Annotated in this window: 12 protein-coding genes; 5 read left to right on the top strand and 7 right to left on the bottom strand. The window is 66.3% G+C overall.

Annotated features, from left to right (window positions below; translation table 11 throughout):
• Positions 1-28 precede the first annotated feature (28 nt).
• From ACFSCW_RS13060 to ACFSCW_RS13040, 5 genes are all read right to left on the bottom strand, one after another.
• Positions 29-1,837, bottom strand: a complete 1,809-nt coding sequence (locus tag ACFSCW_RS13060) for a PAS domain-containing protein (protein ID WP_380889906.1) — start codon at positions 1,835-1,837, stop codon at positions 29-31.
• A 379-nt stretch (positions 1,838-2,216) separates the two neighbouring features.
• Entirely contained in the window at positions 2,217-2,393 is a 177-nt protein-coding gene (locus ACFSCW_RS13055) for a hypothetical protein (protein ID WP_380889905.1), read from the bottom strand.
• 25 nt (positions 2,394-2,418) lie between these two features.
• A complete protein-coding gene (locus ACFSCW_RS13050) occupies positions 2,419-2,688 on the bottom strand; it encodes a PilZ domain-containing protein (protein ID WP_380889903.1) in 270 nt (89 codons plus the stop codon).
• A gap of 99 nt (positions 2,689-2,787) precedes the next feature.
• Positions 2,788-3,468, bottom strand: coding sequence for an anti-sigma factor family protein (locus tag ACFSCW_RS13045; RefSeq protein ID WP_380889901.1), 681 nt, complete (start codon positions 3,466-3,468; stop codon positions 2,788-2,790).
• Positions 3,465-3,962 (bottom strand): RNA polymerase sigma factor, encoded by a 498-nt coding sequence (locus ACFSCW_RS13040; protein WP_380889900.1) that lies wholly within the window; start codon positions 3,960-3,962, stop codon positions 3,465-3,467. The genes ACFSCW_RS13045 and ACFSCW_RS13040 overlap by 4 nt, the downstream gene beginning before the upstream one ends.
• A gap of 63 nt (positions 3,963-4,025) precedes the next feature.
• Between ACFSCW_RS13040 and ACFSCW_RS13035 the strand changes: the two genes are divergently transcribed.
• Positions 4,026-5,237 carry a S8 family serine peptidase gene (locus ACFSCW_RS13035; protein ID WP_380889897.1) on the top strand — a complete coding sequence of 404 codons (1,212 nt, stop codon included), beginning with the start codon at positions 4,026-4,028 and terminating at the stop codon, positions 5,235-5,237.
• A gap of 70 nt (positions 5,238-5,307) precedes the next feature.
• Entirely contained in the window at positions 5,308-6,150 is an 843-nt protein-coding gene (locus ACFSCW_RS13030) for a hypothetical protein (protein WP_380889895.1), read from the top strand.
• A 61-nt stretch (positions 6,151-6,211) separates the two neighbouring features.
• Here the strand turns inward: ACFSCW_RS13030 and ACFSCW_RS13025 are convergent, their stop codons facing one another.
• Both ACFSCW_RS13025 and ACFSCW_RS13020 read right to left on the bottom strand, forming a co-directional pair.
• Entirely contained in the window at positions 6,212-7,324 is a 1,113-nt protein-coding gene (locus ACFSCW_RS13025) for an NADH:flavin oxidoreductase/NADH oxidase (protein WP_380889893.1), read from the bottom strand.
• 156 nt (positions 7,325-7,480) lie between these two features.
• Entirely contained in the window at positions 7,481-8,137 is a 657-nt protein-coding gene (locus ACFSCW_RS13020) for a TetR/AcrR family transcriptional regulator (protein ID WP_380889891.1), read from the bottom strand.
• A gap of 118 nt (positions 8,138-8,255) precedes the next feature.
• On the opposite strand from ACFSCW_RS13020, the gene ACFSCW_RS13015 reads away from it, so the two are divergent.
• From ACFSCW_RS13015 to ACFSCW_RS13005, 3 genes are read left to right on the top strand one after another with little or no spacing between them, the layout of a single operon-like run.
• A complete protein-coding gene (locus ACFSCW_RS13015) occupies positions 8,256-9,680 on the top strand; it encodes an efflux transporter outer membrane subunit (protein WP_417766389.1) in 1,425 nt (474 codons plus the stop codon).
• Between the two features lie 22 nt (positions 9,681-9,702).
• The gene (locus tag ACFSCW_RS13010) at positions 9,703-10,875 is read left to right on the top strand and encodes an HlyD family efflux transporter periplasmic adaptor subunit (protein ID WP_380889887.1); all 1,173 of its coding nucleotides are present in this window, start codon (positions 9,703-9,705) and stop codon (positions 10,873-10,875) included.
• A complete protein-coding gene (locus tag ACFSCW_RS13005; RefSeq protein WP_380889885.1) occupies positions 10,875-12,407 on the top strand; it encodes a DHA2 family efflux MFS transporter permease subunit in 1,533 nt (510 codons plus the stop codon). Before ACFSCW_RS13010 ends, ACFSCW_RS13005 begins: the two co-directional genes overlap by 1 nt.
• Positions 12,408-12,440: the final 33 nt, after the last annotated feature.

The following is a 12,440-nucleotide window of genomic DNA, read 5'->3' as shown; positions in this document are numbered from 1 at the left end:
TGGCCGCTGGCCCGGGTTGAATCCTCCCTTAGAGGCTGGACGAAAGCTGCAGATTGAGGCCGACCATGCGACGGGGCTGGCCCGGCGAAGTTTGCACGACCCTGGCTAGACCCAGTATCCACCGCTCGCCATCGCTGGAACGCGTCCGATAGTTTGCGCGGAACATCGCGCCGGTCACGAGAGCCTCCTCAAGCGCCCGCTTGGCGGCGGGGAGGTCCTCGGGATGCACGCTGTTCTCCCAACATTGCTCCGACAGCGGTGCGAATGGAGCGGCGTCGATCCCGTGCATCGCCAAGCTTGCCGCGCAGAACCGCACTGTCCTGTCGTCGAGATTTAAATCCCAGAATCCCGCGCCAGCGCCCGCCCCGGCAAGTTCCAGCCGCTGCAGCGCTTCCGCCGCTTCGGCTTGCTGTCGCTTCAGTTCGGTAACATCCTTGCCTGTGCCGACTATTCGCAGAGCCTGTCCCGTCTCGATATCGCGATCCACCACGCGGCCGCGGTCCAGAATCCATCGCCACTCGCCAAGGCCATTGAGAAGCCGGTACTCGGCGTGGAACGAGGGTGTCCTGTCCAGCAGATGCTCTTCGATCGACTGTTCGACCAGCGGCAAGTCTTCCCAATGAATGCGGGATTTCACCCAATCTAGGCTCTGGGTTACGAGCTGATGGTCATAGTGCAGCTGTTCGAGGAAGCGGCGCGACATTTCAACATGTCCGCTTCGCAGATCCAAATCCCACGCGCCGTCACCCGACGCATCAAGGGCTAGCCTTAACCGCTCCTCGCTCCGGCGAAGCTCGGCGAACGCTTGGCGTTCCTTCGTCAGATCGCGAAAGAAGACCTGCAATCCGCTCGGAATTGGGCGGACGCTCACGTCGAACCACCTCGATAAGTCCGGCTCGTAAAACTCGAAGCGAAGGGGTTTTCGCTCCTGAGCAGCCTGATGCAGCTTTCCGAAGGCAATGGTTTCGCGTGCGCCGGGGAACGCGCTCCAAACGTTGGCGCCAAGAAGATCGCGACCATTGGCGATCGTCTCGACGGCCGCCTTGTTGAAGTAGGTGAAACGATCCTCCCGATCTAGCAGGAACACGCAATCCGTCGTTCCCTCAAGCACGTCGACAACGGAGGGCAGAAGAGTGTCGAGCGGCGCAGCTTGAGGCGACTTAATCTGCCTCGGGGACCTCTTGGGAGCGTAAGCGGGAGCGAGCGCGATCGCGCTCACATGATCGGCATCCGCCAAGGGTGCCATCCCGGCGACTATGGCGAGTTTTATCGCCTCTGAGGATGTCGCAGCCTCGAGCTCGCTCAGCATGTGGGCGCGGTGCATTTCAACCGTCCTCGGGCTGATCTCGAGATGTCTGGCGATTTGCTTGTTGGTCATTCCACCTACCAGCCCCTGAAGAACCTGCCGTTCGCGCTGCGAAAGCCGGTCAAGTCTAGCAATTGCCGTTTGCTGCTGCGCCTGGGTTCCGCGGCAGTACGCGTCCTCATTCAGCGCCTTCTGAATCACGACGATCAAATCTGCAGGGGAGGAACCGTCGACACAATCGGTCGCACCAGCCTTGACGGCTGCAACTGCCGATGTGGCGGAGACGGAGTGGCTGACGATCAGGACCGGAAGGCCAGGCGCTTCCGAAATGATCTTTCGGACCCGATCCGGCAGGTCTGAGGACTGCCCGCTTGCGGCCAGCAAAACAACGCCAGAGGGGGCGCGATTTACTTGAACGAACTCCTCGACACTCGCGTAAGGGCTTGGTGAGTATCCGTGCTTGGACAAATAAAAGCTTGTCTTGGCTCTCTGCGCGGTATCTTCGTCGATTACTTGAATGGCTGTAAACATTTCGCTCTTGCAACAAATACTTAACCTCTACCTAGAGCACCGGCTGCAGGACGTCGAACAAAGCTAGTACGGTAGGATTACCTAATGCCCATGCGCCAGGTTGCGCGGGCAGGTCAGTTGGCATTGGTGCCGCTGGATATGGTGCTGCGCAGCGATATTTGAAGCGGCTCGTGCCGCAGCCTTTGAGCCGGCACGGGGTCGCGTTGTCACGGCCTTCCTTGGTCACACCCGGTGGCGAATGGACGTCGCGCCAAATTCCGAACGTGAACCGCAATATGTCTATCCGGTCAAAGGGCGCCCCGTTGTTTTTACCTCCGTTTTCAGGCCTGCGCCAATTGAGTTGAACTTTCGGCGAACCGAGCCTTCTTCGCCTACCGGATCACCATGCGCGCGGGGCTGCGCCCGTTCTCACGCTCACCGCATTCTCGATCGCCTGCAGTTGCGCCCGGTTCATCGCTCCCGTCTCAAGCAGCGCCTTCATCAGTTCGTCGACCAGCGCCGCCAGAAAATGCAGCTCGGCGCGCTCCGAAACACGGTTTTCGCTGTCGATGTCCATGATGTTCCTCTCAAACGCGGGATGACTATTCGAACTCGACGCCGCCGCGCGTGCCGTCGAACCAGCACACGCGACCAACCCTGTTCAGGGTTCCCGAGGTGATTTTTACCCGCTCGCCGACCACCGGCTCGACCGGCATTTGCAGGCATGCGCCGCCGGCCGACAGATTGTGCATGGTAACGATATGGTAGCGCCCGCGGATCCCAAGCCCGGCAAACCGTCCCTTCTCCTCTTCGCGCGGCGTTTGCCGCTGATCCTCTCCCATATGGGTGCGGGTTCTGGTGATCAGCGACATGAGAAGGCGTGGTTTCATCGAACCAAGCCATGACGGAAATAGCCTTCCAAATCATTGATCGCGTGGGCCGATTTCAGTGTCTGGCCGGAGACGCTTCGCTTAACGCCTCCAGCGGGCAGTTATGACCCTGCGCTCCTGTTCGGCGTCCAGCGGTTCGCCGCCGGCCATGCCTTGTGCAGCGGCTGCCAGCGCGCCGGAATCGGCCTGGCGGTATTCGGTCGCGGCGCTGGCTCCGGCCATCGTCTGGCGCAGGCTCCAGCCATCGGCGCCGCGGCAGGCGATGCCTTGCAGGGCCGCTTTCTCGAAGCTTCGGCACCAGGCGCCCTGGTGGTCCTTAAATGTGAGGCCGATCCGCACCTCGGCGCCGGGAGCCTGTATCGAAGCGAGCTGGGTCTCCAGCGCCCGCCCGAGCGAGCCGGAAGCGACCAGCGCGCCGCCGCGTTCGGCGATCTCGCCATGCGGGCGCAATGCCTGGCCGCCGACAATGCCGACGACGAGACTCGCCGCGATCGCCGCCCATTGCGGCACGCCCCAGCTCTTGCGAGTGGGCAGCGGCGTCACCGCCGCGCCCTCCCGAACCGCCGCGATCAGGCGATCCGGCACCGTTTGCTCGGCGATCGGATCGAACCGCGCCTTGAGCAGCGTTCGCAGCCGGCGTTCCGCTTCGACCTGCTGCGCCAGCGCCGGGTCCGCGGCTAGGTCCGCCTCGAACCGCCGGCGCTCGATCTCGCCCAGCTCGCCATCGACATAGGCGCCGAGGCGCTCGCGATCGATTGTCATGCCGCATCTCCAAGCTGCGCAATCAGCGCTTCGCGAGCGCGCGACAGGCGCGAGGTGAGGGTGCCGATCGGAACTCCGAGCACCTCCGCTGCCTCCTTATAGGCCAGGCCCTCGACGAGAACGAGTGCGATCACCTCCCGCTGCTCCTCGGCGAGCTTGTTGAGCGCGCGATCGAGATCGGTGAGCTGGAGCTGTATGTCCGCACGCCGCGCGCCATCGTCGCCGACATTCACGCCCGCTTCTTCGGGTGCGAAGGTCTGATCGCGGCGGCCGCGTGCCCGAGTCTCGTCGATCCAAAGGTTGCGCATGATCCGGTACATCCAACTGTCCAAACGCGTGCCGGGCTGCCACTGGGCGCGCGACTTGAGCGCGCGCTCGACGGCGGCCTGGCACAGATCGTCGGCATCGGCGGATGAACGGGCAAGCGCGTGCGCAAAGCGCCGCAAGCGCGGCAGCAGCGCGATCATCTCGCTTTCGAACCCCGACCCGGCCATGCTGACAGGGATTAAACGAAATAGCCGGGCCGTTTAATCCCTGACCGGTTCGGCTGGAGCAGAATGAAGCAATATCTTTTTCTCGGGCTCGTCCTTCCCACGGCGGCGCTGGCTCAGCTTGGCCTTCCGCCGGTGGGCGGCGTGCTGCGCGGCGTGCAGCAGACGCTGCCGCGCGTCGATGCGCTGCCGGTGGTGAGCACGGCCCGCGATCTGGTCCGCGTGCGGACGGATCGGCTGCGCGACCTCGTCAGCCGTTATCCGCGTGTGCTGGAGCTGGATCCTGACGGCAATCCGGCCGTGCGCGGCGAGTTGCTGATGACGGGCGCCAGCGATGCGGATGTCGCTGCGGCGGAGGCGGCCGGGTTCCATGTGATCGAACGCGGCGCGATCGAAGGCGCCGATGTTCGCTTTGCGCGTGTGGCGGCGCCTTCGCGCCTGTCGCTGAGCGCGGCGCTGAAGCGGTTGCGCAAGCTGGCTCCGGGCAGCGCAGTAAGTGCTAATCCGCTGCATTTCGAGAGCGGCTCGGCCGGAGGCGGCGCGGGTGGCTTTGCCGAAGGCGCCGGTGGCGGCGCGCCGGCCGGTGTGATCGATGGCGGCGTTTCGGCTGCAGCCGGCGTGCGCGTGGCCGAGCAGCGCGGCTTTGCCGCCGGCGCGCCGAGCGCGAGCGCCCACGGTACCGCCGTCGCTTCCCTGATCGCCGGTGCCGGCCGGGTCCGTGGCGCGGCGCCGGGCGTGCCCGTGGTGGTCGCCGATATCTACGGACGCGATCCCGCCGGCGGGAACGCGCTGGCGCTGGCCAAGGCGCTCGGCTGGATGGCCGGCCGCGGCGTGAAAGTGGTGACGGTGAGCCTGGTCGGCCCGGCCAATCCGCTGGTCCAGGCGACGGTGAGCGCGGTGCAGCGGCGCGGGCTTTCCGTCGTCGCAGCGGTCGGCAATGACGGCCCTGCGGCGCCGCCGGCCTATCCTGCATCCTATCCCGGCGTGATCGCCGTGACGGCCGTGGACGGCAAAAACCGCGCGCTGATCGAGGCGGGTCGCGCGCTGCACCTCGATTTCGCGGCACCCGGCGCGGACATGCTCGCAACCGCGATCGACGGAAGCGCGCGAGCCGTGCGCGGCACATCCTTTGCCGCACCGCTGGTGGCCGGCCGATTGGTGCGGCTCGGAAGCGTCTCTGCGCTCGGGGCAGAAGCACGCGCGATCGGGCCGGCGAAGCTCTTTGGCCGCGGCCTCGTCTGCGGGGATTGCCGGACGCGTCCGGGCGGCCGGGATTAAATCCGCAACGGCTGTCGTTCTCTCATCGAGCGCTCGTCGAAGCGCCGGAATTTTGATGGGAGACAATGAAATGCGTCATCTTCTGATCACGACCGCGTTGGGCATCGGCCTGATCGCAGCGCCGGCTTCGGCCCAGCTTCTTGGCGGCGGTGGCGGATTGGGCAGCACCCTCGGCGGATCGCTTGGCGGAACGCTCGGTGGCACGATGGGCTCGCTTGGCTCGGCGACGTCGGGCACGGCGGGCTCCCTGTCGCACAGCGGTTCGATCCGCGCAGACAAGAGCATCGACCGGCGCTCCGGCCATGTGAGCGGCGGCGCGTCGGGCTCCGGCGCGACCAGCGACAGCGCGTCGCACAGCACCGGGCTGCTCGGGCAGTCGCTTTCGGGAGGCGGCGCCGGGAGCGCCAGCGGCTCGGGCGGCGGCAATGCCGATGCGCAGCTGATCGGCACCGATGCCGTCCGCAGTGCCGCGGGCAATGCGGTGAGCGCAGCACACGGCGTGGCCGGCAATGCGGTCGGAAGCGCACGCGGGGCTGCGGGCCAGGCGGGCGGCCTGGGGAGCCTTACCGGATCAGCGGCGGGGCAAGGCGCGGGCAGCGGTTCGGCGAGTGGCGGCGACGGCGCGCTCTCCGGCTTGGGCGAGTTGAGCGGCAGCGTGTCGAAGAACATCAACATCGCCCCCGGCACGCTGGTGCAGGATGCGCGCGGTCGCGTGATCGGCGCCGTGCAGGACATCCGCACCAACGCGAAGGGCGCGGTGCAGTCGATCCTGGTTCGCGTCGGCGACGCGCAGGCGCTGATCCCGGTCAACAACTTCAGCGTTTCCGGCGATGGCAGCGCACTCGTCTCTGCGATGGGCAAGGGCCAGCTCCAAAAGACCGCCCAGACGCAATCGTCGACGGTCCAGAACTAAGCTCCTGTGGAACTTGCGGGAAGGCGCGCGTGCTCCTGTGCCTTCCCGTCTTTGTTGCGCTTCAGCCCCGTTCGTAATCGAAAAGGTGCTTGTACTGGCGCGGCTGCGAGCGGAGATATTGTGCCGGCGCTTCGACCCGCGCTCCGAAATATGCCGCGGCGTGCCAAGGCCAGCGTGGATTGTAGAGCATCGTGCGGGCGAGCGCGACGAGATCGGCGTCGCCGGTGCCGATGATCGCCTCGGCCTGCTCGAAGTCGGTGATGAGGCCGACCGCGATCACGGGGATGCCGACCGCGGCCTTCACCGCGCGCGCCAGCGGCACCTGATAACTCGGTCCGACGGGAATTTGCTGACGGGGATCGAGCCCGCCGCTCGACACGTGGATGCCGGCGCAGCCAAGCGCCTCGAGCTCGCGTGCGAACTGCACGGACTGCTCGATGTCCCAGCCGCCGGCCACCCAATCGGCGCCCGAAACGCGCATGGTGACGGGCTTGTCGGAGGAGAACGCCGCGCGCACCGCGCGAAACACCTCCAGCGGGAAGCGCATCCGGTTCTCCAAGCTGCCGCCATAGTCATCGTCGCGCCGGTTCGACAAAGGCGAGAGGAACTGGTGCAGCAGATAGCCATGGGCGCCGTGGATCTGCACGGCGTCGATCCCGAGCCGGTCCGCCCGGCGAGCCGCCGCGACGAATGCGTCCCTGATCTCGCCCATGCGCTGCTGGCTGAGCTGCACGGGGGCGTTCTCGCCCGCGGCGAAAGGCAGTGCCGATGGCGCCTCGGTCTGCCAGCCGTTCGGGTCGCTCGGCGGCAGTTGGTGGCCGCCCTTCCAGGGCACTTCGGTGGACGCCTTGCGGCCGGCATGGGCGATCTGGATCGCGACCGGCATGTTCGACCAGCGCCGCACACTTGCGAGCGTCGCGCCGAGCGCTGCTTCCGTCTTGTCGTCCCAAAGGCCCAGGTCGCCGTAAGTAATGCGGCCCTCCGGCACGACAGCCGTCGCTTCGATGGTCAACAGCGCCGCGCCTGACAGAGCGAGCTGACCGAGATGGATGGTGTGCCAATCGGTCGTGCAGCCATCGACGGCCGAATACTGGCACATCGGCGCGATCACGATCCGGTTTGCAAGCGCCAAGCTCCCGACATTGAGCGGTTCGAACAATTGCGACGAGGTCACGCGAGACTCCTCCGGAAGATCAAACCCAAAGCTTCAGCGAGGCCGTGCGTTCCTCTTTGATGGTCAGGGAAGGCAAATAGTCGGGTGCCGAGCGTGCGAGTCGCTGTCCTCCCCAGGCGTTCGAGGCAAGGCACGCTCTCCGCACTCACGCCGGCGTCAGCTCACCGCCTTAATAGCTGCCCTCGTTGCGCGATTCGACCGCTGCTCCTTAAGCTCTGGTCCATAGAGACGCAGGAACGCATCGGCCGCGAGGGACGAGATTCGCTCGATTTCGACCGGGTCCGGGCCTTTAATGGCGCCGAGAAGGCGTTTTTCGAACATGTCCCATTCGGTCAGGCCCTTCCAGTGCATCGTCGCGACCCATGGATCGGCGCGGCGGAGCTTGCCTTCGTGCATCAGCAGCTCGAACCGTTTGGCGAGCCGCTGCCAGGCAGGGCCCAGCACCGTTTCGTAGAAATGCTTGCCAATGTTCGAATCAGCAGGCTGATTGGCGACGTTGCGAATATTCGCCATCGGCAGCGATGACAGGCGCCGCATCAGATAGGCGACGCCAAGCTTCACCAAGCCCTGCCGCAGGTCCGGCTCGTTCAGGAACTCGCCCATCAGGCGGTCGGCCTGTTCGTTGACGTCATAGTCGAGAACGGCGTGGAGTAGTTCCTCCTTCGACTTGAAATAGCCGTAGAGCGTCGCCTTGGAACCGCCCACCCGCTCCGAGATCATCGACATCGAGGTCCGGTCGTAGCCGTGCTCCTCGAACAATTGCTCGGCGGCATTCACGATTTCCTGCCGCTTCTGATCCGTCCGCACACGCATTGCGACGCTTAACTCCTTCAACTTTATAACTGAACATGGCGGTTTGGTTTTGCGTTGACAAGAGGCCGAATCATTTATAAACCGTCCCGTACAGTTTAAGTTTCGGAAGGACATTGTCATGAACGGATTTCGGGCCGCGCGACCTCGTCGCGCAGCATGGTTTTTGACGCCTTTGCTCTGCTCGGCCTGCGCGGCGGTGCCCAACTTGGGGCCAGCGCCGACGCCCCGGGCAGCGAGCAGCTATGCGGCGGCGTCGCTGAGCGGGACCACCTCGATCTGGCCGGCCCAAGGCTGGTGGCAGCGCTATGGCGACCGGCAGCTCGGGCAATTGATCGACGAGGCGCTGGCCGGCTCGCCAGACCTCGCGGCGGCATCGGCCCGGCTGCGGACGGCGCAAGGATTTGCCCAGGCGGCAGGCGCGGCGCTGCTGCCTGCGATCGACGCGAGCGGCTCGGTCGAGCTTGCAAAGCAGAGTCGCAATGGATTCATTCCGGCCTCCCTCGTGCCCAAGGGGTGGCAGGACAGCGGCTCGCTGGGGCTCGGGCTTTCGCTCGATCTCGATTTCTGGGGCAAGAACCGCGCTGCGGCCCGGGCGGCCGCGTCGGACGCCGACGCCGCGCGCTTCGAGCTGGAGGAGGCGCGGCTGTCGCTGACCACTGGCATTGCGTCCACTTACGCGCAGCTCGCCGACCTTTACGCCCAGCACGACACGCGGCTGCGAGCGCTGCAGCTGCGTTCGGAAACCGCCGATCTGGTCGCCGGGCGCGTTGCGAGCGGGCTCGATACGCAGGCCGCGGCCAATCAGGCGGTGGCGCGCGTGCAGCAGGCCCGCGCCGAGATCGAGGCAACCGACGAAGCCATTGCGCTGACCAAGAATGCGCTCGCGGCGCTGCTTGGCGCGGGGCCGGACCGGGCACTCTCGATCGGTCGCCCCGCCATGGCCGAGCTGCGGACGCAGGGCGTGCCGCAAGGCGCCTCGATCGACCTGATCGGCCGGCGGCCGGACATCGCCGCCGCCCGCGCGCGCGTCGAAGCGTCGGCCCAGCGGATCAAGGAAGCGCGCGCATCCTTTTACCCCGACATCAGCCTGACCGCACTGGTCGGACTGCAGGCTGCCGGGATCGGCAATCTGTTCGCCAGCGGCTCCGGCTTCGGCAGCGTCAGCCCGGCAGTGACCTTGCCGATTTTCCACGGCGGCGCGTTGCAGGGTCAGTATCGCGGCAGGCGCGGCCAATATGACGAAGCCGTGGCCGGTTATGACGGCCGTGTCGTCGAGGCGCTGCGACAAGTAGCCGATGCGATGACGAGCCTCGACCGGCTGGCGCCGCGGCTTTCCGAATCCCGAGCGGCGCTTGCCAATTTCGAGGCGGCCAACCGCCTCGCCCGGCAACGATATGAACATGGGCTCGCAACCTATCTGGATGTGCTCTCGGCCGAAGAAGGCGTGCTCGGCGCCAGGCTGACGGTCGCCCAGCTCGAAACCCGCGCCTTCACGCTCGACGTGGCGCTGATCCGCGCGCTCGGCGGCGGCTTCGCTGCCTGACCCCCACAGAGGAGACATCATCATGGCCGAACGAGATCCTATCGAACTTCATGCCCGTCACGATCATCAGGAGGTGCTGCCTCCGGAGCTTCCGGGCAGCGCGCGCAAGCCAAAGCGGCGCAAAGTGATTGCGGGGCTGGTCGCCGCGAAGCTGGCGATCGGCGGGGCCGCATGGCTGCTGATCGACCGCAGCCATGTGTCGACCGACAATGCCTATGTGAACGCCGATTCCGCGCTGGTGACGCCTCTGGTGTCCGGCGCAGTGACGGCGGTGCCGGTCGTCAACACGCAGACAGTGCACAAGGGCGACATCCTGCTGCGGTTGGACGACAGCGACGCCCGGCTTGCGCTCGCCAAGGCTGAGGCCGAGTATCTGACGGCTCGCCGTCAGTTTGCGCAGACGAAGTCGACCAGCGGCTCGCTCGCCGCACAGGTGGAGGCGCGCGGTGCCGATATCGGTCAGGCCCAAGCGCAGATGGCTGCGGCCGCAGCCGGCTTCGACAAGGCCCGTGTCGATTTCCAGCGCCGGTCGGAGCTCGCCCAGTCGGGTGCGGTCTCCGGCGAGGAACTGACGGCGACGCGCAACGCCTATCGCACCGCACAGGCGAATCTGACGATGGCGCGCGCCGCCATGGCGCAGGCATCGGCCTCCCGCGGCGCCGCACGGCAGAGCTGGGCGGCCAATGAAGCGCTGGTGGCCGGGACGACCATCGATGCGAGCCCCGACGTCGCCGCGGCACGCGCCAAACTCGATCAGGCTCGGCTCGACCTTGCCCGTACTGTGATCCGGGCGCCGGTGGATGGCGTCGTCACCAACCGGCAGGTCCAGATCGGCCAGCGCATCGCCGCCGGCAGCGCTGTGATGACTGTCGTTCCGGTGAACCGCGTCTATGTCGATGCGAACTTCAAGGAAGGGCAGCTCGCCAGGGTCCGCCCGGGCCAGCCGGTCGAGCTGACCTCCGACCTCTATGGCGAGGACGTGGTGTATCACGGCCGCGTCGCCGGTTTCGCGGGCGGCACCGGATCGGCGTTCGCGCTTATTCCAGCCCAGAACGCGACCGGCAATTGGATCAAGGTCGTGCAGCGCCTGCCGGTGCGCGTCGTGCTAGATGCCCGCGAGCTGGCGCAGCATCCGCTGCGCGTCGGCCTGTCGATGGCGGCGAAGATCGACGTTTCCGGATACGGGAGGGATTGATGCAACCGCATCCGGACTCGCCGGCGATGGGCAAGACCACGCTCACGCTCGCCTGCCTCGTGCTCGCCTTCACGAATTTCATGGTGGTGTTGGACACGACCATTGCGAACGTATCGGTCGCGCACATCGCCGGCGGGCTGGGCATTTCGTCGAGCGAAGGGACGTGGGTGATCACGTCCTATGCGGTTGCGGAGGCGATCTGCGTGCCGCTCACCGGCTGGCTGGCGCGCCGCTTCGGCACCGTCCGGGTGTTCGCGACCGGGATGGCCGGCTTCGGCCTTTTCTCATTCCTGTGCGGCATGGCGCCGACCCTTGGCGCGCTGGTCGCGTTCAGGATCGGGCAGGGGCTGTGCGGCGGTCCGCTGATGCCGATCAGCCAGACGCTGCTGCTGCGCATCTTCCCGAAGGAAAAGCACGCCGCCGCAATGGGGGTCTGGTCGATGACGACGATCGTCGCGCCGATCCTAGGGCCGATCCTGGGCGGGACGATCAGCGACAATTGGGGCTGGCACTGGATCTTCTTCATCAACATCCCGATCGCCGCGATCTGCGCGGTCTCGGCCGTCGCCCTGTTGCGCAAGGCGGAAACGCAGATCGAGCGGACGCCGATCGACACCGTGGGGCTGATGCTGCTCGTGCTATGGGTGGGTGCGCTGCAGTTGATGCTCGATCTTGGACGCGAGCATGACTGGTTCGGCGCGCCGCTGATCGTGACGCTCGCGATGGCGGCGGCGGCCGGATTCAGCTTCTTCCTCGCCTGGGAGCTGTTCGAGGACGATCCGGCAGTGAACCTGCGCGTGTTCCGCCATCGCGGCTTCACGGTCAGCGTGCTCGCGCTCGTGTTCGCCTATGGCACCTTCTTCGCGAGCCTGGTCGTGATCCCGCAATGGCTGCAAAGCTCGCTCGGATATACCGCCACCTGGGCCGGCTATGCCACGGCCTTCAACGGCGTCGCCGCCGTGATGGTCGCGCCGGTGGTGGCGAAGCTCTCGACTAGGATGGACGAGCGGCTGCTGGTCTCGTTCGGCATATTGTGGCTGGGCGCGACCTCGCTGATCCGCGTTTTCTGGTGGACCAGCGACGCCGATTTCTGGACGCTGGCCTTGCCGCAGATGATCCAGGGCATCGGCATGCCGTTCTTCTTCATCCCCCTGACCACGCTCGCTTTGGGTGCGGTGGGCGAGGAGGAAACCGCGGCGGCTGCCGGCGTGATGAACTTCCTGCGGACCATGTCGGGCGCGATCGGGACGGCGATCGTCACCACTCTCTGGTACGACGGCGCGCAGAGCATTCGCGGCCAGCTTTCGGGCGTGCTGAACGGCGCCCAGCAAACGATGAACGGCCTGCAGGCGCATGGCTATTCGGCCGAGCAGTCGCGGCAGGTCGTCAGTCAGCTCGTCGACGGGCAAAGCACGGCGCTCGCGACCGGATCGGTGTTCGTCATTGCCGCCATCGTGTTCGCCGCCGGCGCCGCGATCGTGTGGCTCGCCCCGCGGCCGAAGCACGCCGTCGCCGCCGGCCACGCGCACTGACGGCCGTGGGAAAGATGGTGCGGCAGGCGCGGC

The organism is Sphingomonas tabacisoli, assembly GCF_042678385.1.
GTDB lineage: Bacteria > Pseudomonadota > Alphaproteobacteria > Sphingomonadales > Sphingomonadaceae > Sphingomonas_B > Sphingomonas_B tabacisoli.
Note: the sequence above shows the minus strand (reverse complement) of the source record. Positions and strands in the feature narration are given on the sequence as shown.

What these genes read in the sequence shown, in the direction of transcription:
- ACFSCW_RS13050 (WP_380889903.1), bottom strand. Translation starts at nt 2,688, where the DNA reads ATGTCGCTGATCACCAGAACCCGCACCCATATGGGAGAGGATCAGCGG.
- ACFSCW_RS13020 (WP_380889891.1), bottom strand. Translation starts at nt 8,137, where the DNA reads ATGCGTGTGCGGACGGATCAGAAGCGGCAGGAAATCGTGAATGCCGCC.
- ACFSCW_RS13035 (WP_380889897.1), top strand. Translation starts at nt 4,026, where the DNA reads ATGAAGCAATATCTTTTTCTCGGGCTCGTCCTTCCCACGGCGGCGCTG.
- ACFSCW_RS13055 (WP_380889905.1), bottom strand. Translation starts at nt 2,393, where the DNA reads ATGGACATCGACAGCGAAAACCGTGTTTCGGAGCGCGCCGAGCTGCAT.
- ACFSCW_RS13010 (WP_380889887.1), top strand. Translation starts at nt 9,703, where the DNA reads ATGGCCGAACGAGATCCTATCGAACTTCATGCCCGTCACGATCATCAG.
- ACFSCW_RS13060 (WP_380889906.1), bottom strand. Translation starts at nt 1,837, where the DNA reads ATGTTTACAGCCATTCAAGTAATCGACGAAGATACCGCGCAGAGAGCC.
- ACFSCW_RS13040 (WP_380889900.1), bottom strand. Translation starts at nt 3,962, where the DNA reads ATGGCCGGGTCGGGGTTCGAAAGCGAGATGATCGCGCTGCTGCCGCGC.
- ACFSCW_RS13030 (WP_380889895.1), top strand. Translation starts at nt 5,308, where the DNA reads ATGCGTCATCTTCTGATCACGACCGCGTTGGGCATCGGCCTGATCGCA.
- ACFSCW_RS13005 (WP_380889885.1), top strand. Translation starts at nt 10,875, where the DNA reads ATGCAACCGCATCCGGACTCGCCGGCGATGGGCAAGACCACGCTCACG.
- ACFSCW_RS13015 (WP_417766389.1), top strand. Translation starts at nt 8,256, where the DNA reads ATGAACGGATTTCGGGCCGCGCGACCTCGTCGCGCAGCATGGTTTTTG.
- ACFSCW_RS13045 (WP_380889901.1), bottom strand. Translation starts at nt 3,468, where the DNA reads ATGACAATCGATCGCGAGCGCCTCGGCGCCTATGTCGATGGCGAGCTG.